General features: G+C 30.1%; 19 protein-coding genes. 5 read left to right on the plus strand and 14 right to left on the minus strand.

The annotated features are described in order from the left end of the window. Positions 1 to 101 precede the first annotated feature (101 nt). The 3 genes from L1S49_RS08380 (at position 102) to L1S49_RS08390 (ending at position 5,164) form a co-directional block, all read left to right on the plus strand. The gene (locus L1S49_RS08380; RefSeq protein WP_238903524.1) at positions 102 to 1,745 is read left to right on the plus strand and encodes a thiamine pyrophosphate-binding protein; all 1,644 of its coding nucleotides are present in this window, start codon (positions 102 to 104) and stop codon (positions 1,743 to 1,745) included. A 376-nt stretch (positions 1,746 to 2,121) separates the two neighbouring features. Next, positions 2,122 to 3,441: an FAD-binding oxidoreductase gene (locus tag L1S49_RS08385; RefSeq protein WP_238903525.1), complete on the plus strand. Its 1,320-nt coding sequence runs from the start codon at positions 2,122 to 2,124 to the stop codon at positions 3,439 to 3,441. Positions 3,442 to 3,613: 172 nt separating this feature from the next. Then, positions 3,614 to 5,164 carry an IS1182 family transposase gene (locus L1S49_RS08390; RefSeq protein WP_238903694.1) on the plus strand — a complete coding sequence of 517 codons (1,551 nt, stop codon included), beginning with the start codon at positions 3,614 to 3,616 and terminating at the stop codon, positions 5,162 to 5,164. A 292-nt stretch (positions 5,165 to 5,456) separates the two neighbouring features. Here the strand turns inward: L1S49_RS08390 and L1S49_RS08395 are convergent, their stop codons facing one another. Then, on the minus strand, positions 5,457 to 5,939 hold the full coding sequence (locus L1S49_RS08395; RefSeq protein ID WP_238903526.1) for a PTS glucose transporter subunit IIA: 483 nt from the start codon (positions 5,937 to 5,939) through the stop codon (positions 5,457 to 5,459). 90 nt (positions 5,940 to 6,029) lie between these two features. On the opposite strand from L1S49_RS08395, the gene L1S49_RS08400 reads away from it, so the two are divergent. Both L1S49_RS08400 and L1S49_RS08405 read left to right on the plus strand, forming a co-directional pair. After that, complete coding sequence (locus L1S49_RS08400) at positions 6,030 to 6,809, plus strand: MurR/RpiR family transcriptional regulator (protein WP_238903527.1); 780 nt, start codon at positions 6,030 to 6,032, stop codon at positions 6,807 to 6,809. A 15-nt stretch (positions 6,810 to 6,824) separates the two neighbouring features. Next, a complete protein-coding gene (locus L1S49_RS08405) occupies positions 6,825 to 7,595 on the plus strand; it encodes a MurR/RpiR family transcriptional regulator (RefSeq protein ID WP_238903528.1) in 771 nt (256 codons plus the stop codon). 40 nt (positions 7,596 to 7,635) lie between these two features. On the opposite strand, the gene L1S49_RS08410 is transcribed toward L1S49_RS08405, so the two are convergent. The 13 genes from L1S49_RS08410 to L1S49_RS08470 all read right to left on the minus strand — a co-directional run bounded on the left by L1S49_RS08410 (position 7,636) and on the right by L1S49_RS08470 (position 22,479). After that, on the minus strand, positions 7,636 to 9,159 hold the full coding sequence (locus tag L1S49_RS08410) for a PTS transporter subunit EIIC (protein WP_238903529.1): 1,524 nt from the start codon (positions 9,157 to 9,159) through the stop codon (positions 7,636 to 7,638). Positions 9,160 to 9,261: 102 nt separating this feature from the next. Then, complete coding sequence (locus L1S49_RS08415) at positions 9,262 to 10,587, minus strand: 6-phospho-alpha-glucosidase (protein ID WP_238903530.1); 1,326 nt, start codon at positions 10,585 to 10,587, stop codon at positions 9,262 to 9,264. A 336-nt stretch (positions 10,588 to 10,923) separates the two neighbouring features. Beyond that, the gene (locus tag L1S49_RS08420) at positions 10,924 to 12,792 is read right to left on the minus strand and encodes an APC family permease (protein ID WP_238903532.1); all 1,869 of its coding nucleotides are present in this window, start codon (positions 12,790 to 12,792) and stop codon (positions 10,924 to 10,926) included. A 284-nt stretch (positions 12,793 to 13,076) separates the two neighbouring features. Then, positions 13,077 to 14,240 (minus strand): ABC transporter permease, encoded by a 1,164-nt coding sequence (locus tag L1S49_RS08425; RefSeq protein ID WP_238903534.1) that lies wholly within the window; start codon positions 14,238 to 14,240, stop codon positions 13,077 to 13,079. Between the two features lie 13 nt (positions 14,241 to 14,253). Next, positions 14,254 to 15,432 carry an ABC transporter permease gene (locus tag L1S49_RS08430; protein WP_238903535.1) on the minus strand — a complete coding sequence of 393 codons (1,179 nt, stop codon included), beginning with the start codon at positions 15,430 to 15,432 and terminating at the stop codon, positions 14,254 to 14,256. Positions 15,433 to 15,441: 9 nt separating this feature from the next. Beyond that, a complete protein-coding gene (locus L1S49_RS08435) occupies positions 15,442 to 16,380 on the minus strand; it encodes an ABC transporter ATP-binding protein (RefSeq protein ID WP_238903536.1) in 939 nt (312 codons plus the stop codon). A 116-nt stretch (positions 16,381 to 16,496) separates the two neighbouring features. Continuing rightward, the gene (locus L1S49_RS08440; protein ID WP_238903537.1) at positions 16,497 to 17,153 is read right to left on the minus strand and encodes a response regulator transcription factor; all 657 of its coding nucleotides are present in this window, start codon (positions 17,151 to 17,153) and stop codon (positions 16,497 to 16,499) included. Positions 17,154 to 17,180: 27 nt separating this feature from the next. Continuing rightward, entirely contained in the window at positions 17,181 to 18,374 is a 1,194-nt protein-coding gene (locus L1S49_RS08445) for a sensor histidine kinase (RefSeq protein ID WP_238903538.1), read from the minus strand. Positions 18,375 to 18,504: 130 nt separating this feature from the next. Beyond that, positions 18,505 to 19,683: an MFS transporter gene (locus L1S49_RS08450; protein ID WP_238903539.1), complete on the minus strand. Its 1,179-nt coding sequence runs from the start codon at positions 19,681 to 19,683 to the stop codon at positions 18,505 to 18,507. Positions 19,684 to 19,858: 175 nt separating this feature from the next. Beyond that, the gene (locus L1S49_RS08455) at positions 19,859 to 20,602 is read right to left on the minus strand and encodes a LytTR family DNA-binding domain-containing protein (RefSeq protein WP_238903540.1); all 744 of its coding nucleotides are present in this window, start codon (positions 20,600 to 20,602) and stop codon (positions 19,859 to 19,861) included. 18 nt (positions 20,603 to 20,620) lie between these two features. Next, positions 20,621 to 20,950 carry a hypothetical protein gene (locus tag L1S49_RS08460; RefSeq protein WP_238903542.1) on the minus strand — a complete coding sequence of 110 codons (330 nt, stop codon included), beginning with the start codon at positions 20,948 to 20,950 and terminating at the stop codon, positions 20,621 to 20,623. 20 nt (positions 20,951 to 20,970) lie between these two features. Next, positions 20,971 to 21,954 carry a flotillin-like protein FloA gene (floA, locus tag L1S49_RS08465; protein ID WP_238903544.1) on the minus strand — a complete coding sequence of 328 codons (984 nt, stop codon included), beginning with the start codon at positions 21,952 to 21,954 and terminating at the stop codon, positions 20,971 to 20,973. A gap of 27 nt (positions 21,955 to 21,981) precedes the next feature. Next, positions 21,982 to 22,479, minus strand: coding sequence for an NfeD family protein (locus tag L1S49_RS08470; protein WP_073018396.1), 498 nt, complete (start codon positions 22,477 to 22,479; stop codon positions 21,982 to 21,984). Positions 22,480 to 22,505: the final 26 nt, after the last annotated feature.

Raw genomic sequence — 22,505 nt, forward strand, 5'->3', positions numbered from 1 at the left:
ATATATCAAATTTCTGATATATATTCAATTAATTTTAGATGAATATCAGTAATCATCTATGTTTAAAATAAGTTAAACTATATTTTACTAGGAGGATTAAAATGAAAAGCATTGGAGAATACTTATTTGATTGTTTAAGCAAAGAGGGGATAACTGAAATATTTGGTGTACCAGGGGATTATAATTTTACTCTTTTAAATACTTTAGAAAAATATTCAACTATAAAATTTATAGATTGTCGTAATGAACTCAATGCAGGTTATGCTGCAGATGCTTACGGAAGAGTTAAAGGGATAAGTGCTCTTATAACTACTTTTGGAGTTGGAGAATTAAGTGCTTGTAACGCTATAGCAGGATCATATTCAGAATACGTACCAGTAATTCATATTGTAGGAGCTCCTAAAAGTATGATGCAAAAAGAACATAAACAAATGCATCATACCTTATTAGATGGAAACTTTGATGTTTTTAAGAAAATTTATGAACAGATAACTGAATACTCTGTAATAATAACTGCTGAAAATGCTAAATTAGAAATTCCAACTGCTATTGAAAAAGCTAAATCTACTAAAAAACCTGTATATTTATTAATAGCTACAGATTTTGTGGATAAACCTATTATAAATAGAGATTCATATATTCAACAAAGTCAGACCGACATAAAAAATTTAGAATCTGCAATAACCCATATAAATGAAATAATTAATAAAGCTCAAAATCCTCTTCTAATCTCAGGAATACACGTATTGAGATATAACTTGAAAGATTACGTTCAGAAAATAGTTAAAAATTTAAATATACCTGTAGCTACTATGATGATGGGTAAAGGTTCTTTTGACGAGAGTCACAACAATTTCATTGGTTTATATGCTGGTTCACTTGGAGATAAACAAGTACAAAATATGGTTGAATCCTCTGATTGCCTTTTATCCATAGGTACAATGTGGTCTGATTATAATACTGGTTCTTTTACTGCTAAATTAAATCCTGTGAATATTATTGAAATTCAACCCTCTTATGTAAAAGTTGGAATGACTGTTTATGAAAATATACTCATGGAGGATTTACTTAAAGAATTCACTTTAAGAATTAATAAGAAAGTAACTTTCTTTAATTCTGTTTCTTTCCCTTATAATAAAAATATTCCTTCTTTAAATGAAACTGTTTCATCAGAATATTATTATACTAGATTTCAGGAAATGCTTAAAGCTGGAGATATAGTAGTTGCTGATGCCGGTACCTTACAATACGGTATTTCACAAATAAGATTGCCTAAAGATGTTACTTATATAACCCAGGGCGGTTGGGGAAGTATAGGTTATGGAGTACCTGCAGCTTTTGGTGCCTGCATAGCTGATAAAAATAGACGTTTAATTTTATTTGCTGGAGATGGTTCTGCACAAATGACAGCTCAAGAACTAAGCTCTATGCTTATAAATAACTGCAAACCTATAATATTTCTAATTAATAATAAAGAATATACAATTGAAAAATATCTTAATATAGGTGAATATAAGGCTCATTATAATGATATACCCTCTTGGGATTTCTCAAAACTCATAGAAGCATTCGGAGGAAACTTTTTCTCAGCTAAGGTTTATACCAATAAAGAACTAGACGATACCATAAAGCAGGTTGAGAAAGAATGTAGCAATAAATTATGCTTAGTTGAAATATTTTCTCCTCAGATGGATGCTCCTCCTATGGTTCACAAAATGACTAACATGTTAGAACAAATGCAATAAAAATACAGCGGCTTGTAAGAGCCGCCTGTATTTTTATAGAGAAAAGAAGAATTCAAGAAAAGAAGAATTCAAGAAAAGAAGAATTCAAGAATTTGATGAGACTTGGGAAGAAGTCTCTACAGAGCAGATGTGCGTGTCTTTCAGCGCCAGCCTAATCATTTAGTTAGCTAAAAGGAATCTAATGGAGCTGAGGAACGCTCCTACAGGATAGAAGTTAAAAGGATTTGATGAAGCCTGAGAAACGGCTTCTACAGGATAGAGGTTAAAAGGAATTTAATGGAGCTGGAGAACGCTCCTACAGTGTAGAAGTGTGTAGATTTATTGGAAGTAATGTCATATTAATATATTACCAATTATTTTTAAAAAGGGTGATAATATGGACTTTAGTAAATTAACAGGAAAAGTTGTAACTCCTTACGATAAAGAATATCCTTTCTTAAGGCTTGTTTATAATAGAGCTATTAATAAATTTCCAATTGCTCTTGTATATTGCTACAATGACTTTGATATTTCTAATGCAATTAAATGGTGTAGAAAAAATAAGGTTGAGCTGCGAATTCGTACTGGCGGGCATAATTATGAGGGTTACTCTACAGCTAATGCTGTACTAGTGATAGATACAACTTATATGAACAATGTTTATATAGATACTACAAAAGATATTGCAAAAATTCAAGCAGGTACAAGATTATGGAAGGTATACTCCACTCTTGCTAAGGAAGGTTATGGTTTTGCAGGAGGTACCTGTCCAACAGTAGGTATCTCTGGCTTAGTTTTAGGAGGAGGTATAGGTTTATCTTCAAGACTTTTTGGATTAACTTCTGACAATTTATTATCTTTAGATTTAATAAATAGTAAAGGAAATTCAATTAGAGCAGATAAAAAGATTAATTCTGATTTATTCTGGGCTTCTAATGGTGCTGGAGCTGGTAACTTTGGGGTTGCTACAAGTTATACTTTTAAAGTATATAAAGTTAGCAAAGTAACTGTTATTCAACTTAGGTGGGACAACACATCTAGAAGCGAATTTATAGAGCTATGGCAAAAGTGGTTAAAAACTGCTGATGATAGAATTAGCTGTTTTGCTGGTCTTAATAAAGAAGGAATTTATCTAAATGCATTTTTTTATGGATACGAATATGAGGCTGAAGAAATTTTAAAAGACTTTCTTATGATTCCTAATTTATTAGAAGAATCGTCAATTAAATATGTACCTTTCATTAATGCTGTAAAAGATATTGGATCTTTTTATGGACCTCCTAATAGTTTTAAGGCAACTGGAAGGTTTGTATATAGACCTCTATCTAAAGAAAATATAAATAGATTAATCGATTATATTGATAATAGTCCTGAAGGTGCTATTTGTAATATTAGGTTATATAGTTTAGGTGGCGCTGTAAAAAAAGTTCCTATAGATTCCACTGCATATTTTTACAGAAATTCATCCTATATTTTAGGAATTACAGCTGAGTGGGAAAAAGATATTAGAGAAGGACTTTATGTAAATTGGGTTAATCAGGTATTTAACTATGTAGAACCTTTAACTCGAGGCTCATATGTCAATTTTCCTTATTCAGAATTAAAAGACTATGGTTATGAATATTGGGGCAAAAATTATTGTAAGCTTAGAGAAGTAAAAAGCAAATATGATCCTGATAACTTTTTTAGATATCAGCAATCTATAGAGTCCTATTAACATCAAACTACAAAGGGCTGTTGCAAAACTAAATTAAGTTTTGCAACAGTCCATTTTTTATACAAAAAAATGTGAGTTCCAAAGAACTCACATTGATTGTATAATTAATTCATGCAAAAAAAACAAATCATACAATAAAAATTATAATGAGTTTAATGATAATTTTCAACTTATATTACCATTAAATTTAGAAAACTTAATACCAGAAGATGATTCTGTCCGCTTGCTAAGTCATGTATTGGAGGGATTAAATTATAAAAAGTTGTATAAGGCGTACTCTTCCGTTGGAAGAAAACCGGCAGTGGAACCTAAAATCATGTTCAAAATAATAACCTATGCATATTCTCAAAATATTTATTCAAGTAGAAAGATAGAAAAAGCTTGTCGAAGAGATATAAATTTTAGGTGGCTACTTCAATCTTGCAAGGCACCAGATCACTCTACAATTAGTAGATTCCGTAAAGAATATCTTTCAAATGATATTATTGAAGATTTATTTTATCAGCAAGTTAAATATTTAGCAGAGCAAAAAGAAATATTATTTGAGAATGTATTTATAGATGGAACTAAAATAGAGGCGAATGCGAATCGATACACCTTTGTTTGGAAGAAGTCTATTTTAAAAAATGAAGGTAGAATGTTTGATAAGATATTGCTTCTTTTAGACTCTATTAACCGTGAAGAACAGAAAGAATTTACTGTTACAAAAGAAACTTTGATAGACGATATAGATACAGTTCTTCAATGGCTTTTATCTGAGAAAGAAGAAAGAAACATAGTATTTGTTCACGGTATTGGGAAGAAAAAAACTACACTTCAAAAATGGATAGAGCAACTATCTGAATATAAAGAAAGACAAGATAAATATAATTTAAGTAAAAGCATATTTTTAAAAAGGAATAGCTATTCAAAAACTGATACAGACGCAACTTTCATGCATATGAAAGATGATCATATGAGAAATGGTCAATTGAAACCTGCATATAATGTTCAAATTGGAGTTGAAAGTGAATACGTGACCGGTATCGGAATATTTAGTGACAGAAATGATATAGTAACATTAATACCTATGATTCGTAATATTCAAGAAAAAACAGGACAGAAGTATCAGAATGTAATTGCAGATTCAGGATATGAAAGTGAAGAAAACTACCTATTTTTAGAATCAAATAATCAAGTACCATATATAAAACCACAGACATATGAAAAGTGGAAAAAAAGAAGCTTTAAAAAAGATATAAGTAAGCGTGAAAATATGAAATATGATGTTGTTACAGATATATACACTTGTTATAATGGCAACCAATTAGTTCCAACATCTATTATTCATAGAAAGTCCACAAGTGGATACAGATCAGAAGTTACTGTATATGAATGTGAAAATTGTGAAAACTGCGATCACAAAGTAAAGTGCACAAAATCAAAAGGAAATAGAAAAATGCAAGTTTCGAAAACTTTTGTGGAAAAGCGTAGGCTATCTTATGAAAATATTACAACTAAGTTTGGAACTAAATTAAGAATGAATAGATCTATTCAGGTCGAAGGAGCATTTGGGGTTTTAAAAAGTGATTATGAATTTAGTAGATTTTTAACACGTGGAAAAAATAGCGTTAAGACTGAATTTACATTGCTTTGTTTTGGGTACAACATTAACAAGCTACATTTAAAAATTCAAAATGAACGAACTCAAAAGCATCTTCATAAATTAAAAAAGTCTGCCTAATTATGGATTTGAGTAAGTAGGCTTATTTTGTTTTTCTTAAAATTAATAAAACTCCAAATAATTCATGAATAATCTCTATTATTTGGAGTTTTTAATTCCGAACCCAAAAAAGGAGCATCGCGCCTGATTAAATTTAATCATTTTGCAACAGCCCCTTGTATAAATATATATTTTAACTTATGGAATATATTCATTCACATAACATTTAATTGTAAAAATAATAACCAATCTTACTATACATCATTGATTTTTAATTCTATGACAAAGTGAAAGCTAACTAAGAAACTTAATATTAAAATTTTATAACTACATCTTCTGCTACTCCCACCTCTTTTCCACTTAATACAAACATATCCGGATAATCTGAAAAATTAGTTATTACTATCATAGTATAAGTTAGCAATCCTCTTTCTTTAATTAGTTCTTCATCAAATTTAAGAAGTCTCTGGCCTTCTTTAACCTTATCTCCTGGCTTTACAAATAATTCAAATCCTTCACCATTCATAGCTACAGTGTCTATTCCTACATGTATCAGAGCCTCTGCTCCATTTTGAAATTTAATTCCAACTGCATGTTTAGACTCTTCCATAACTACTGTTATTTCGCCATTCCCTGGCGATCTAACAACGTTCGTTGTTGGAATTATAGCTAATCCATCTCCCATCATTTTAGATGAAAATACCTCATCTGGTACTTCACCTATTCCTATTGCCTTTCCTGATAAATAAGCTTTTAATTCTAATTTTTTTTCTTCTTTTTTAAATAATGAAAACATATTAAGCCTCCTATAATACTTCTATTTCTTGAAATATCTACTTTATTTTGATATACTTATAAACAAATTACGGAAAGGATTTGACGAAATTTGTTAGATTATATCGATAATGATACTTTAAATAACTTAACTCAAAGTGAACTCTCTGTTCTTAAATATATTGATAATCACTCTTCTGAAATACTTAGTATGAGTATTCAAGAATTGAGTGAAAAGGTCTTTTTCTCATCCGCTACAATTTTACGTTTATGTAAAAAACTTAATCTTAGCGGTTTTTCTGAATTAAAGTTTACTTTAAAAAATGATCTATCTTCAAAAAATTCTTTTAAGCCTACAATTATTCCTACAAAAAAAGTGCTTAAAACCTTATATGAGGAGATTGAAAATACTGGCCGTCTTCTTGATACTAAAACTCTTGATACTATAGTAAACTATCTTTTAAGCAATAAAAAAATTCATTTATTTTCTTATGGATTAACTAATATGGCTTTCGAGTATATGCAAAGATATCTTTTAGCAGTTGGTCGTCAAACCATATTATATAAAACTGATACCTTAGCCTATAGAGCTGCGACTAATTTTACCCAAAATGACATCTTACTTTTGGCAAGTTCTACTGGAACAAATCCCTCTACTCTAAAACTTGCTAAACTTGCTAAGAATAGTAATGCAACCGTCGTAGCAATTACTCCTCTTACAAATAATCCTTTGTCTCAAACTTCAGATATATCTATCTATACTTTCATAAAAGAGCGTAATTTTTTTGATTCAGATGTAAAAAATAGAACTTGCATTTTTTATATCGTTGATATGATAATAGAATGCTATTTAAAACATTTAGATCAATCAAAATTTAACATTTTATATTGAGAGGAGATAGAAATCATGATTGAACCCTTTGATAAAAAGATTTTAAAGGAACTTACTTCAAATGAAAATGACTTGCTTCAATACATTGCTTCCAACAAATCTAAAATTTCTAAAATGAGCATAAATGAATTTGCTCAAAATACTTATGTATCTACCGCAACCATTTTAAGACTGTGTAAAAAACTAGGTTTTAATGGGTTTAATGATTTAAAATTTAATATAAAATATTATTCTACATCTAAAGATACTGATTATTCTATAGGGCTTAATGGAATTCTTTCTAACCGCCTCATTGAGTTAAAAGAAACAATGTCATTTTTAAATTTAGCTGATTTAAATTTTATAGTTGATTGTTTATGTAGCAATAAAAATATTCATATATTCGGAAGAGGTCTCACTCAGATGTCGCTAGAATATCTGTATAATATACTAATATCTCTAAATAGACACTGCATGTTCTACTTTGATCCACCTCTTGTCTATCAAATAGCTTCTCAAATGACTGAAAATGATGTGTTTATCATTGGAAGTTTTGGGGGATCTACAGAACCAATTGTTAAAGCAGTAGAAATAAGTAATGCTACTTCCGGCACTGTAATAGCTATCACATCCAATCCTGACAGTGAATTAGCTAAAAAATCAGATATTGTTCTATTAGGAAAAACTCAAAAAAGATTTTTTTCAGGAATTGATATTAACTCTAGGTTGTCCATTCAATTTATTATAGAAATCATAATAGAATTATATATGTCTCGTATGAACATATCTTCTGGCTCTAACTTATAGAAATAGCAACTTAAAAAGTTGCTATTTCTTATTTCATTTATTAATATTTCATAGCCTCTTTTACTTGCTTTGCTATTTTTTCAACCTTAGGCCCATATATAACATGAATATGAGTCGAAGATGGTTTTACAATTCCCATTGAACCTGTTTTTTTCAGCAAAGTCTCGTCTACTAATGACATATCCTTTAAATCAACTCTAAGTCTTGATATACAATTGTTAATTGCTACTATGTTATCAAATCCGCCTAATCCACTAATAATTTTGATAGCTACCTCACTTTTCATAGATGGATCTTGAGAATAGTTTTCTTCATCATCCTCTTCATTAACATCTATAGAAAGGTTTTTCTTTGTAAAATACCACTTAAATACTATATAATAAATAATTGCGAATACTATACCTACTAAAATTACTATATACCATCTTGAACCAGGTACTAAAACACCATAGATTAGAAAATCAATAATTCCACCACCTGTATTACCTATTCCAACTCCTAATAAACTTAATAGTCCAAAAGATACTCCTCCCATAATAGCATGAAATAGGAATAACTGTGGTGCAATAAACATAAATGAGAATTCTAATGGTTCTGTAATACCAGATACTATGGATGCAGCTACCCCTGCAATCATTAAAGCTTTTACCTTTGCTTTTTTATCTTGTGGTGATGTTTTATAAATAGCATATGATGCTGCTGGAAGACCGAACATCATAAATGGCATTTTTCCTTGGCCTAAGAAGGCTGTGTATTTTCTTAAAACTGAAATATCTACTTTATCAAAGAATTGTAAGAATATATTTAAACACCCTTCGACACCTTCATATACTCCACCAACAGAAGTCGTACGGAATATACCATTTAAAACGTGATGAAGTCCAGTAGGAATTAATAGTCTCTCTAAGAATCCAAATAGGAATACTCCTACTGATCCTAAACTTCCAATTAAATCTCCTAATGCATTTATTCCTGATGAGATTGGAACCCAAACAAATGGAACTACTTGTCCAAGAACTGCCATAGCTCCTATAACTACAATAGCAACAAACCTTTTCCCTCCATAAAAAGCAATAGCTACTGGAAAATCAACTTTATAAAATTTATTGTGAAGTATTGATACTAAAATACCTGTTAAAATACCTGCGAAAGCTCCCATTTCTATGGTTTTTTCAATTCCTAAAATATTTGACATTTTAAGTGAAGTAAAGTCAAAAGCACCTGAATTAATAATAATTGCCGCACTTAACAAAAATGTATAATATCCTATAAATCCTGCAAAAGCTGCTATTTCCTTTTCTTCCTTAGCTAGACCAAATGCTATACATATAGCAAATAATACTGGAATCATTCCAAAAACTGTGCTGGTAATCGTTTTAATAAGATTTAAAATATATAGAACTCCCCCATTTGTTAAAAATGGTAAAGCTGCTTGAACTTGAGGTTTTAGTAATGCAGAAGTTAGCCCTAATAACAACCCTGCTGCCGCTAAAGTTGCAATTGGAAGCATTAAACTTCTACCTAATGCAGAGAAAAAATCCATAACTTTATTTTTTTTACTCATATATATTCTCCTTCTTAATTAATCTTCTATTATATTTTAAGAAAGGTAATAAAAATACAAATATTAAATTACCTTTCTTAATGAACTTATTCTTACTAGTTTTTATTTAAACTCTGGCCAATATCCTTTATTTGCCTTAATCAATGCATCTAATACTTTTCTGGCTTTCTTTCCGTCATTTATTAATCTGTTAATTGTAAATGCTTGTAACGCTTTATTGTAAGATTCTTCATAATATGCATCTATTAATAACTTCTCACAGGATACTTGATTCACTAATAATCCCAAATAGAATTGAGGAATATTCCCAACCCTCATAGGTCTTGGCCCATTAATTCCAAGTTCTGCAACTACTTCTACCATAGCATCATCCTGCATATTATTTATGGCTCCATTATTTTCTACTATGATTATATATCTTTTATTTTTATTGTAAGCAATTGATTCTGCTACCTCTATCATCATTTCTGCATGAGCATCACTTTCAATTTTTACAAAACCTTCTGTTGTTCCTGCTTCAACTACTTTTCTACATTCATTAAATACGCGTGTTTCCCTATTTGCCATAACTTCATCAGCCCTTGTAAAGTTTGGATCAAGATGAGAAGCCTTATAATCTGGGTATAAATAATATTGATTATAAGTATTTGGCAGATAATCTGGGAAGTCTTCCATAAGTGTTTGAACCATTCCATAAGTATCTAACCACGATTTATCCCTTTGTTCTGCATCTTGAGGCAAGAAACCTCTTTCTTTAATTAATTCTTTTAACTTAGGTAATAGATCTTCACCTGTATTTTTATCATATATGTGAGTAAACCATCCATAGTGATTTAATCCAAAGTACACAGGCTCTAAACTTTCCCAATCGCATCCTAATAAACGACTACATGAACGAACAACATTTTCTGGCTGATCACATATATTTAAAATCCTATTATCATTTGGGAATTCTCTTCTTAACGCTTCTGCAACTATTGCTGCTGGATTAGAATAATTAAGTATCCATGCATTTGGTGAATATTTTCTAATTTCATAAACTGCTTTAATCATTTCTTTTGTGGATCTTAATCCATAGGCCATCCCGCCTGCTCCGCAAGTCTCTTGTCCAATAAGTCCCATACTTAAAGGAATATGTTCATCTTCTGCTCTCATTGGTAACCCACCAACACGCATTTGCATAAATACAAAATCCATATTTTTGTAAGCTTCTTCAGCATCAGTAGTGTAACTAAATTTTAATTCTGGATATTTTTCTTTCATTAAAATCTGACCAAATTCTCCAACTGGTTTTTGTCTTTCTTCATCTATATCGAATAATACTAGCTTATTAAGTGGAAATTCTGTTTTCAATCTACAAAAGGATTTTAAAAACCCTGGTGTAAAAGTACTTCCCCCACCTACTATAACAACATTATACTTTTTCATAATTATCACTCCTATTAAGATTTTGAATAATGGCCATTTATTCTTGTTTCTTTAATGGTATTTTATATTTTTACAATACCGTTTTCAATACACTAAGCAAGTATAGTCATGTATGATTGCTTATGTAATTTATTACTCATAAAGTTATTTATTACTTTAGCTTTATTACTAGCTTTAAACTACTTTTCTTCTATCCTGTATTATAAGACCTACAAAATATAAAGCTTGTTACAATAAGAATTTTAAAATCCTTTTGCAACAAGCTTTGTGTTCATTATCTATTTTTTATAATTCTAGTCATTACTAAATATTATGTTAAACTTTTCACAACCTCTATTATTTGTTATCTAACTCACAAATATCCTCATCTAATAAATGGTATGGATATGTTGCTACAACTACATCTTTATTTCTAAGTAATGTTTCTCTTATAAAGAAACTTGTGTGATTATGTAAAACCTCACCCCAACGTTCATGGGTAACAAACTGCGGAACAATTACTGTAACTTTTTCATCTTCTTTAGTTTCGTCTAATATCTTAACTATATTTTTTAATAAAGGTGTAACCACAGCTCTATATGGAGAATAGTGTGAAACTAATTGAATATCAGTATCTAATTCACTCCATCTCTTTTTAAGTTTTGCCATTGATTCCATATCTGGAGATATATTAAGTGCAATAACTTCTTGACCTATGCTTTGTGCATACTGAAGTGCACCTATGGTTGCTTTGTTTAAGCTTGCTATAGGTACTATAACAATGTGTTTATATTTAATTTTAAAGTTAACTTTACTAAGCTTTAATTGGCTCACACTTAAACGACAAGCAACTCTGTCATAGTGAGCTTTAATTCTCATCTGAATTAAAATTATAATTGGTATAAGGATAGCTACTATAAATGCCCCTTCTTGGAATTTTTCAATTAAAATAATTATTGTTGTTATTAACGTGACTACTGCTCCAAAACCATTAATTAAAGCACGTTTCACCCAGCCTTTTTCTCTACTCTTTCTCCAATGATTAACCATTCCAATTTGTCCTAAAGTAAAGGATATAAATACACCTATTGCATATAATGGAATTAATCTATGGGTATCAGCTTTAAATATAATTACTAAAATACAGGCTATAAAAGATAAGGCTATAATTCCAAAAGAAAAACTAAGTCTCTTTCCTCTAATAGTGAATTGTCTAGGAGCAAATCCATCTTTTCCTACTATATACATAAGCATAGGGAATCCTGTATATGAAGTATTACATGCCATAAGAAGTATTATTGCTGTACTAAATTGTATTATGTAATACATTACTCCATTATTAAAAATTCCGAAAGCTATTTGAGAAATAACTGTAGGTCCATTTGGAATTGGTACTGCTGTATAAAATATAGCGAGTACAGAAGTTCCTCCAAATATAAAGAATATTAAAGCTGCTAAAAGTATCATTACTATTTTAGCATTTTTTTGACTTGGTTCCTCAAAGTTTGGAACTGAGTTACTCACGGCCTCTACTCCAGTTAATGCCGAACATCCTGAAGAAAAGGCTCTAAGTATAAGAAACAAACTAACATTTTGTACAGTTTGTGTAGGGATTTCATAAACTGGTTCTGGATGAATTCCCAGCACTAAGTATTTAAATAGTCCGTATAAGATCATGAAGATCATACTAAATATAAATATGTATGTAGGTATAGCAAATATTTTTGATGACTCGCTTATACCTCTTAAATTCAAAATAGTTAAAACCACAATTATAATTAAAACAAAGGGAACCTTATATTCAGCTAACCCACTAAATGCAGATATAATAGCATCGGCTCCTGCACTAGCACTAACAGCAACAGTAAGTATATAACTTATTATAAGACCAGCAGCTGCTGATAATCCTGCTTTTGTACCTATGTTTTCTCTTGCTACTTTATAAGCACCCCCACCTTGTGGATATGCTCTTATAATTTGAATATATGATATTGTTAAAATAAGTAACAATCCTATAATCATAAATGAAGTCCATGTTAACCACTGATAAGCTGTTGCTCCAAGAACTATTAAAACAAATAAAATCTCTTGAGCCGCATATGCTACTGAAGATATTGCATCACTTGCCATAATTGCTAATCCAAAAGGAATATTGTATTTTTCATGACTACCTTGCTCATTGGACAAAGGCTCTCCTAATAACACATCAAAAATATTTTTAAGCATCTATGTGTCCCCCTATTATTGTAGAAAAAAATATTATATAGTAATATTTGTGCTCTCGAAATCAATATTTTATAGTAATAACATGGTTTAAACAATATGAAAATCTATATATATATAAGTGAAATTTATCCATATATCCTCATTATTTAAAACCTTACCTATATTATATCTTTATTCGTATTTGTTATTCTTATTATCTTCCATTTTCATTATTTACTAAAAATTCAATAAAAAATAAAACCTTTCAAATATGTTGAAGGTTTTATTTTAGAAATATATATAAATTAATTTTGTGCTACTTTTCTTAATGATGAAGCTGCTGCGGTGAAAAATGCTGCTGCAAAAAGTAATAGTATTCCTATAGAAGGAAGCACTGAATATATCCCTTTATTATTCAACATTACTTCTGTAAGAGCATTTAATACCCAATTTTGAGGTGTAAAACTAGCTATTTTCTGAAAAATTCCTGGTAAGTACTCTACAGAAACAAAACATCCACTTACGGCACCAGTTAGTGTTGCTACCATATTAACTACTATTGCACTTTGCGTTTCATTTTTCATCCATCTTGATAATAATAACCCTAAACTTAATATTACAAGAATAAATGCTGTAAATACTAAAAATAAAGCTGCATATGAGGTTCCCCAGTTTACTTTTAATACTATCTTTGTGAATCCCACCATAACAGCTACTTGAATCCACTCAGTGACTAAAAATGATAATAGTAAAGCTCCACCTATAGTAATATTGCTATTTGGAGTAGATATACTTCTCCTTAAAGTTCCATTCCTCTTAATCTCCATAATCTCATTAACAAAGTATATCATAGTATACATCATGAAACTTATCATTACACCAAGAAAAGCCATGTTAACTGTTTTTGTTTTCTCCTCAGTTGAAAATGTACTTTTCTCGACCTTAACTTTTGAATCTTGAATATTATTAATTAACTTATTCTTTAATTTGTCAGAATTATCACTGTTAATATTGTTTGCTACTTTAGTTGCTAATTTATTATTAATTATAAAAGAATTAATTTTATTACTTACTATATTATCTATATTTCCTTGACTTAGCTTTAATATGCTTACTTCTGTAGCTTCACTATCAGCTTGCTCTAAGGCACTAGAAAACTTTTCTGGGATTATTATAGCAAAGGAACTATTACCACTTTTTACTCTTCGTTCACCATCTTCAAGGGTAACTTTAGTTAAGTTTATAACTCCTGTATCTTCTAATTCATTTATAAGTTCTTCTCCTTTTAGTCCAGTATCTTGATTAACCACATCCACATATATACTAGAGGAGGATACATTTTTACTTTTATTTGTAAAAAACACTACAAGACTTACAACTAAAGTCGGCATAAGCATACCTAAAAGTAATATTTTTTTATCTTTAAGAATCCTCTGCAAATGCATAAAGGAATACTGTATTATCTTCATTTAACTCCCCTCTCTAATTATCAAACTTAAATTTCATTGTTCCAATAGCAAACCCAATAACCCCTATACTTAATAAAATGACTATATTAGTACTTATATTAGAAATATTGGATCCAACCATTATATTGGTATAGCTATTTGTGAGCCAGTAATTAAGAGTAGTCTTTATTACATTTCTCATAAACCCTGTTACTGAATCTATTGAATAAAAGGTTCCACCAAAAACAGCCATAATCATAATTACTATTGGTAGTACTGTCTTTAAGCTTTTTTGACTCTTAAATATGCTACCAGCTAATGTTGATATTCCAGCTATGGCAGCTCCATGAGATAGTATTACTATACTAAGTGAACTTATATTGCTTCCCCAGCTAGTTTTTAATATAGCGCTGGTTAAAAGTATATACACTCCAACTTCTATCACTGCAATTAAAAATATTGCCATAGTCTTTCCTAATAAAAAATTCATTTTGCTCATAGACGTGGACTGTAGTCTTTTTAGAGTTCCACTTTCTCTTTCTTTTATAATATTTGAAGCCCCTACTGTTGTTAAAAACAAACTAACCATAATAAGCATACTAACTGCATAATATTGTTTTGAATTTATAACCTTATGGTTTTCAAACAGTCCTTCCTTAATATAGTTTTGACTCATAATCTTGCTTAGTTCGTTTTGAAGCTCAATTGAATCAATATTTATTGCCTCTTCATTTAAGGTTTTATTTATTGCTATACTCATATTTAAGTTATTTGTATAAGCTTCAACTATTTCAGAAACAATAGATCCATTTAACTCTTGTGCAGGAGATTTTATCACCTTAAGTGAAGTATTTTCTCCTAAAAGAGTTTTTTTACTAAAATCCTTTGGAACTATTATCGCAGCACTTATATCTCCTTTTTCTATACCTTCTTCTATGCTTTCAAAATCTCTGTCTTCTCTTAAAGTAATGCTGTCTTTTAAGTTACTTCCTTTAAATATCTCTTTTATCGATAAAGCTATCTGTCCCTTATCTTCATCTATGATAGATATTTTAAATTCAGGTAACTTAGGCTCTTGATTAAAATACTGTTCATATATAACTCCATTTAATGCAGCTAAAGCAAAAGGCATTACTATATATACAAACACATTAAATTTTATTCCTGATAAAATTTCTTTCATTTCATTCATAAAAACATATAAAAATCTCATCGTTTCCCCCTAATCCCTTAATGCTTTACCAGTAAGACTTAAAAATACTGTTTCAAGAGTAGGTTTTTTTATGCTTATATCGCTTATTCCTATCTCTGCTTTAATTAAAACTTCAATAATCTGCTGTATACTTCTTTGGGTATCCTGCATTATTACTGTTAACTTAGAATCCTTATAAACTACTTCTCTTACACTATTAAGTTTCTTAAGTATTAAATCTATCTCTGGTTTATATTCACTTATAGTTATTTCAACTCTCTCTTCATTCATTATCATCCTTTTTATATGATCTTGATCTCCTTTTGCTATGACCTTTCCTTCATCTAAAATACATACCTTACTACAAAGAGCTTCTACTTCCTCCATATAATGGCTTGTATATATCAAGGTTGAACCATGTTTTTTATTTAATTCTTTAGTAAACTCTAATATATTATTTCTTGATTGCGGGTCTATTCCCACAGTAGGTTCATCCATTATTACTATTTTAGGATAGTGCATAACTGCACAAGCTATATTAAGCCTTCTTTTCATTCCGCCTGAGAATTTTGATACTTTTTCTTTTCTTCTATCTTTTAATCCTGTAGCTTCTAATACTTCTTCTATCCTCTCTTTTAAGAGATTTCCTTTTAGAGAATACATCTTTCCCCAAAACTTTAGATTATCTATAGCACTAATGTTTTCATAAAGAGCTATCTCTTGGGGAACAAGACCTATATTCTGCTTAGCCGCTATAGGATTAGTTTTAATAGAGCTTCCATTTATTATAATATCCCCTTTATCTAATTTTGTAAGTCCACATATCATAGATATAAGTGTTGACTTCCCAGCCCCATTTGGTCCTAATAAACCAAATAATTCTCCTTCTTCTATATCTAAACTTATATTATCTACAGCTAATTTATCGTCATATCTTTTAGTAACATTTTTTAATTGAATAATTCCCATATTTATTACCTCCAAACCTTATACATTCATTATAAACAAATCACCAGTCATTACAGTACTGAGTTAAGTCATCTATACAAATAAAAACCATGACTTAAGTCATGGTTTTGTTGAATCTAATCTACCAACTTACTTTTAAAAGCAAATATAGCTATCTGTGTTCTATCTCTTAACTCTAATTTGCCCAGTATTTCTGTTATATTATTTTTAACAGTTCCTTCAGTTAAAAATAACTTTTCTCCTATTTCCTTATTTGAAAGTCCTGAACTTATTGCTTCAATAATATCAATTTCCCTTGAGGTTAACTTATTTCTACTTTTTATTTCTTTTATTCTTTCCTCTTGAGAAAGCTCATCTCTATTTTCTATCATCTTATTCGCAACCTCAGGATGCATGATTATATTGCCTCCATAAACACCTTTTATTGCTTCAAAAATTCTTTCATGAGAAGTGTCTTTTAGCATATACCCGCTAGCCCCATAGCGCATAGCCCCTATAATATACTCATCATCTTTAAAGGTAGTGAGTATTAAAACCTTTGTTTCTGGAGAAATACTTTTCACAAGCTTAGTTCCCTGTACACCGTCACAGTTAGGCATTCTTATATCCATAAGTATTACATCAACCTTTTGATTCTTACATAATTGGTAAGCCGCTTCTCCATCCTCACATACTCCTACAACTTCAATCTCCTTATAGGAGCTAAGTATTATTTTCAATGCTTCTCTTATAAGATTCTCATCATCTGCTATTGCAATTTTTATGCAAGACATTATTTAAGTCACCTACTTCTTTCAACATTATAGTATTTTTTTCTTCTTAGGAAAAATTATATTTATCTCAAATCCACTATTCTTTTCACTGAAAAACTCTATCCTACCATCTAAATTATTAACTCTATCTTGCATACCTCTAAGCCCAAAGTCAGGTGTTAAGTTTTCTACACCTTCACCATTATCCTTTATATTTAACCCTACCTCCTTTTCAGTAAAGTGTAGGTTAATTTCAATAACAGTTGCCTTCCCATGCCTTAATGAATTATTCAAAGCCTCCTGAATTATTCTGTACACAGAAAGGTTTTGATCTGATGTAAAAATATACTCACTTTTAGATGAATTAAATTCAACTCTAATCCCTGTATTTTTTTGAAAATTATTAATGAGCTCCTTAATCACAAATATGCTATTATTATTTTCAAAGCTTATAGGGCTTAATTCCCTAACAGCTCTTCTTACATCTTCTAAGCCGTTTTTAGAATATGTATACATATCATTTAACATTTCTATAGCCTTATCTTTATCACTTTTAACTAAAAATGGTAGAGCTTGAATCTGAATATTTAGAGTAGATAAAGTGTGTCCTACTGTATCATGTATTTCTCTAGATATTCTATCTCTTTCTCTAAGTACAGAAAGTTCCTCCACTGTATTTGAATATTCTTCTAACCTATCATAAGCCTCTTTAAGTTCTTGTTCCGAAACTCTTATTTTATCATATAGAAGTTGAGCTTCTTGTTTTCTTGCTTTCTCCTCTGCAATAAATCTTCCAAGCCCTCCAAATCCCATAACTATTACAGTATTAAAAATAATATTTGCTATAGGAAATTCCTGAAGATTTTTATAAAGAGGTGTCATACTCTGAAATATAACTGCTAAGTATAAAATTGAAGTTATTATATATGAATATCTTCTATTAAGCATAAGTGATGCATCAATTATAGCCACAAAATAATAAACAAAAGTAAATCCTCCAAAGTTATAGTACAGAAGTGATATTATTCCTATTTCCACAATTAATGATGTTATAATGGCATATGTTTTGTCTGTAAAAAAATATATTCTTATTTGAGTATTTATTATATAAAGCAATAAAAATACTATAAGAGATTTTATATTATTATTATCTAACTTATTTAAAACAACTATGGACCCTATTACAGCAAAATATATAATATATCTTACTATAAGTATAAAATCCCCTGACTTTTTCTCCATTTATATACCTCTACTTAAACTCTATTTATGAAAATTATACCACAAAGACTACAATCTACTGCTACTAATTCACTATAAAAAATAAAGATGTCCCTATTTATGAGACACCTCTTTATATATTAAATATTAACTATACTTTATTTATACCAATACCCTCAAAATTCTTTGTTCTAATTAAGATAATTAATGCAATTATAAATGCACCTGTGCTTATCATGAAAATCATATAACTATTACCATATTCGTATACAAATCCAAATATATATCCAAATATAGCTCTTCCTATTGAAATTGCAGCATTAAATAATGTAATTGCTGTCCCTAAAACTGCAGAATTTACTGAATTTCTAATAAAAGTTAGATTACCTACAGTTACGATAGAAACTCCTAAACAGTGTACAACACTAACTGCTAAAAAGGCATATTGATTTTCGACCAATGAATAAACTCCAAATCTTAAAATCATTGAAGCTACAACTAAAATATAAAATCTCTTAAAGCCTAATTTATTAATAAACTTAATTGCCACCATTAAAAATATAACTTCTGGCAGCACCATAGTAAATGTAAGCCAACTTATAGAAGACTCAGATCCACCTAGAGTTGATACAAGATGGTTTCCTGCATAACTCATAGAAGAGTCTACAATCACAGTCGTTAAAATAGTAATAATTAAAATAAATATATATTTTCTATTTGTTATTAGCTCTTTAAAGCTTCCTTTTTGTAATTTCTCTTTACCCTCAGTTTCTCCTAATGTAGAATCCTTAGGTAATCCAAAACAAATTGGAATAGTAATAAGTAATAAGAAGGCATAACTTGCAAATATTGTTCCATCTAATCCAAATTTATCTGCTAAAAATCCTACTGACATACTTACAACCATATATCCTAGTGATCCCATTGCTCTAATTGAACCATAGTTGTCACCACTTTCATGACAATAATTAGTAGCTAAGGTATCCGCCATAGGCATAGTACCTAACCTTATCATTTCTAATCCTATTGCACATAAAATTATCATCGGATAAGTTGCAGCTTTCCAGTATATAGCTACCATTACTAATGCTCCAGCAATTGAAAACTTTAATAATGCATTATATCTTTTGGTTCTATCTCCAACTACTCCCCAAACAGGAATAACACATACCCCAAACACCAAACTCAAGGCAGTAATTAAACCTATTTGAGAACCGCTTAAACCAGCACTTTTTTCTAAATATACATTTATGTAAGGCATAAATGCTCCAATTGCCCCCAAATATATAAAGTAGAATAGCTTAAAACTTAGACTATACCTATTTTTCATTACTCGTTCCCCCTTCATTTTAAAATGTCTTCAGTACTTCTTTACCCTTTGCACCACATCTATTATATATCAATATACCCTTAAATTCTTTTCTTTTTTTGAAATAAGAAAAACCATGTTGTTAAACATGGTCCTGCACTTATACTATTCTATTTTTAAATCCATTTAATACATTTTATAGTCTAAAAATTTTCTTTATATCCTCATACTTTTCATGAGTAAGCAATGCATCTTTATCAGTGTTTTTAAGTTTTACAATGTAAGTCCATCTTCCATATGGATATATTTTTGTAATCAATGATAAGTTTATTATATAGGACTTATGGCTTCTAAAAAATTGATTTTTATCTAATTTATCCTCTATGTCTGATAGAGAAATAGATGTGGTAAAGCTATCTGTTTTTGTATATATAACAGTTGAGCTCTCTTCTCTTTGTATAAGCATTATTTCATTGGTATCAACAAAACTTATACCTTCTTTGTTTTTTATCATAAGCTTATCTAAGCCTTTTTCATACTTTATAATTTTGTCTATACCATCTCCATAGTTGGGTTTATTCAAGCTCTTTATTCTATCTAAAGTCTGCATAACTCTATCTATTTTAAAGGGCTTAACTAAATAATCAAATGCATATAGCTGAAAAGCTTCAGACATATATTCTTGGTGGGCAGTTGCAAATATAATTATTGTTTTAGGCTCTATGTCAGCAAGTCTTTTAGCACATTCAATACCGCTGCATCCTGGTATTTCAACATCTATAAATACTACCTCTGGACGTAATTCATTAAATACCTCTATAGCCTCTTCTCCATTATCTATATCTCCAACGACTTCAAATCCACCAGACTTTTCTAATATCTTTTTAATTATAGTTCGTATTCCTTTCTCATCATCAACTATAAGCACTTTTATATCCATAATAAATTCTCCTACCCTTTAGAATCTTCTTCTTTTTCTAGTTTTACTTTTGGGTTTCCCAACTATTTCTGAAAGTATAATTGCCTGTTGAAGCCTCACTGAAGTCAAATCCTCCACAATAGAATCTATTACTCCTTGTGGATTTTTACTTACAAACTTTGGACTATTATCCACTAGGTCTTCTTCAGTAGTTTCATCAAATTTTTCATAACTCTCTTGCGTGAATTCTAAATTTGTATTTTCTTTTGCTCTTATGGTTGGTTTGTTAAATCTATTTGCTACCTTCATAGGATCATTTAGCGCTATTGAATAGTTATTTACTATTCTCATAGCTTCCTTAAATTTCATATTATCACTCTCCAAGCAGCTTATTTTTTATCCTTATTTTCTTTATCTGTATTAATTAAACCTTGAGATTTATTTCCTGCGCTAGATATAGAACTTCTCATGCTTGTATCTGCAATAACATTTTGCATATCATAGTAGTCCATTATTCCAAGCTTACCTTCTCTAAGTGCATATGCCATTGCTCTTGGTACTTCTGCCTCTGACTCTACAACAGCTGCTCTCATTTCTTGTTCTTTAGCAACCGCCATCGCTCTTCTCTCTTCGGCTTTAGCCTGTGCTATATTTTTATCAGCTTCTGCTTGAAGTGTTTGAAGCTGAGCTCCTATATTTCTTCCTACATCTACGTCAGCTATATCTATAGATAAAATCTCAAAAGCCGTTCCAGCATCTAATCCTTTATTTAATACTGTTTTGGATATAGCATCCGGATTTTCTAATACTATTTTATGGCTATTTGAAGAACCAACAGTAGTTACTATACCTTCTCCAACTCTAGCTAAAATAGTAGCTTCTCCAGCTCCACCAACCAATCTTTCAAGGTTAGCTCTTACTGTAACCCTAGCTTTAACTAGTAGTTCTATACCATCCTTTGCAACAGCTGAAACATTTGGTGTTTCAATTACTTTAGGATTAACACTCATTTTTACCGCTTCCAATACATCTCTACCAGCTAAATCAATAGCTGCTGCCTTTTCAAACTGTAGATCAATATCAGCTCTATGTGCTGCAATTAATGCATTTACTACATTGTCTACATTTCCACCAGCTAAATAGTGAGCTTCTAACTGATTTACAGTTAGTCCCATACCTGCTTTAGTTGATTTTATAAGAGGAATAACAATTTTAGAAGGTACAACTCTTCTTAATCTCATACCAATTAAATTAAATATACTTACCTTAACATTAGCTGCCAAAGATGACACCCATAATCCTAATGGAACAAGTGCAAAAAACACAACAAGAATAATGACAACCACTACTGCTATTATAATTGACTCAATCATTAATAATCTCTCCTTTGAAATATTAATTTATATACTTACTTTTTTGACTAACAACTTTACTCCACTAACCTTAAATATTTCTACCTTTGTTCCAATAGAAATATATTCTCCATCTGAGATCACATCAAACTTAACTCCATCTATATCTACAGAACCTGAAGGTCTTAAGTCAGTAATTGCAACCCCTCTTTTTCCAAGTAAATAATCTAAATCTGAAGAACTTATATATCCATGTTCTTTTTTCTGCTCGTCTGATAATATTAACGGTTTAAACAACTTTCCTTTAGCAAAAAAAGTCATAACCACTCCAAGCATAATTCCTAATACAGCTAGTATACCTAGTGACATTACTAAAACTTGTGCAAAGTTCTGAGCTGTTAATATAACTGCGAGTATAAGGCATATTGCACCTATTATACCTGGTACTCCAAAACCAGGTATATGCATTTCTATAAGCACGAGTCCAAATCCAACTATAAGTAGTAAAATTGTTATAACTGTAATATCTGGTAAAAATACATTCATTCTATTTTACCTCCCTCCTTACTATA

The sequence above is a fragment of the Clostridium sp. YIM B02506 genome, assembly GCF_022324845.1.
Lineage (GTDB): Bacteria > Bacillota > Clostridia > Clostridiales > Clostridiaceae > Clostridium_T > Clostridium_T intestinale.

Bases quoted from the DNA above. Each gene is read 5' to 3' on its own strand.
- L1S49_RS08380 (WP_238903524.1), top strand. From the start codon at position 102: ATGAAAAGCATTGGAGAATACTTATTTGATTGTTTAAGCAAAGAGGGG.
- L1S49_RS08385 (WP_238903525.1), top strand. From the start codon at position 2,122: ATGGACTTTAGTAAATTAACAGGAAAAGTTGTAACTCCTTACGATAAA.
- L1S49_RS08395 (WP_238903526.1), bottom strand. From the start codon at position 5,939: ATGTTTTCATTATTTAAAAAAGAAGAAAAAAAATTAGAATTAAAAGCT.
- L1S49_RS08405 (WP_238903528.1), top strand. From the start codon at position 6,825: ATGATTGAACCCTTTGATAAAAAGATTTTAAAGGAACTTACTTCAAAT.
- L1S49_RS08410 (WP_238903529.1), bottom strand. From the start codon at position 9,159: ATGAGTAAAAAAAATAAAGTTATGGATTTTTTCTCTGCATTAGGTAGA.
- L1S49_RS08415 (WP_238903530.1), bottom strand. From the start codon at position 10,587: ATGAAAAAGTATAATGTTGTTATAGTAGGTGGGGGAAGTACTTTTACA.
- L1S49_RS08420 (WP_238903532.1), bottom strand. From the start codon at position 12,792: ATGCTTAAAAATATTTTTGATGTGTTATTAGGAGAGCCTTTGTCCAAT.
- L1S49_RS08425 (WP_238903534.1), bottom strand. From the start codon at position 14,240: ATGAAGATAATACAGTATTCCTTTATGCATTTGCAGAGGATTCTTAAA.
- L1S49_RS08430 (WP_238903535.1), bottom strand. From the start codon at position 15,432: ATGAGATTTTTATATGTTTTTATGAATGAAATGAAAGAAATTTTATCA.
- L1S49_RS08435 (WP_238903536.1), bottom strand. From the start codon at position 16,380: ATGGGAATTATTCAATTAAAAAATGTTACTAAAAGATATGACGATAAA.
- L1S49_RS08440 (WP_238903537.1), bottom strand. From the start codon at position 17,153: ATGTCTTGCATAAAAATTGCAATAGCAGATGATGAGAATCTTATAAGA.
- L1S49_RS08445 (WP_238903538.1), bottom strand. From the start codon at position 18,374: ATGGAGAAAAAGTCAGGGGATTTTATACTTATAGTAAGATATATTATA.
- L1S49_RS08450 (WP_238903539.1), bottom strand. From the start codon at position 19,683: ATGAAAAATAGGTATAGTCTAAGTTTTAAGCTATTCTACTTTATATAT.
- L1S49_RS08455 (WP_238903540.1), bottom strand. From the start codon at position 20,602: ATGGATATAAAAGTGCTTATAGTTGATGATGAGAAAGGAATACGAACT.
- L1S49_RS08460 (WP_238903542.1), bottom strand. From the start codon at position 20,950: ATGAAATTTAAGGAAGCTATGAGAATAGTAAATAACTATTCAATAGCG.
- floA (WP_238903544.1), bottom strand. From the start codon at position 21,954: ATGATTGAGTCAATTATAATAGCAGTAGTGGTTGTCATTATTCTTGTT.
- L1S49_RS08470 (WP_073018396.1), bottom strand. From the start codon at position 22,479: ATGAATGTATTTTTACCAGATATTACAGTTATAACAATTTTACTACTT.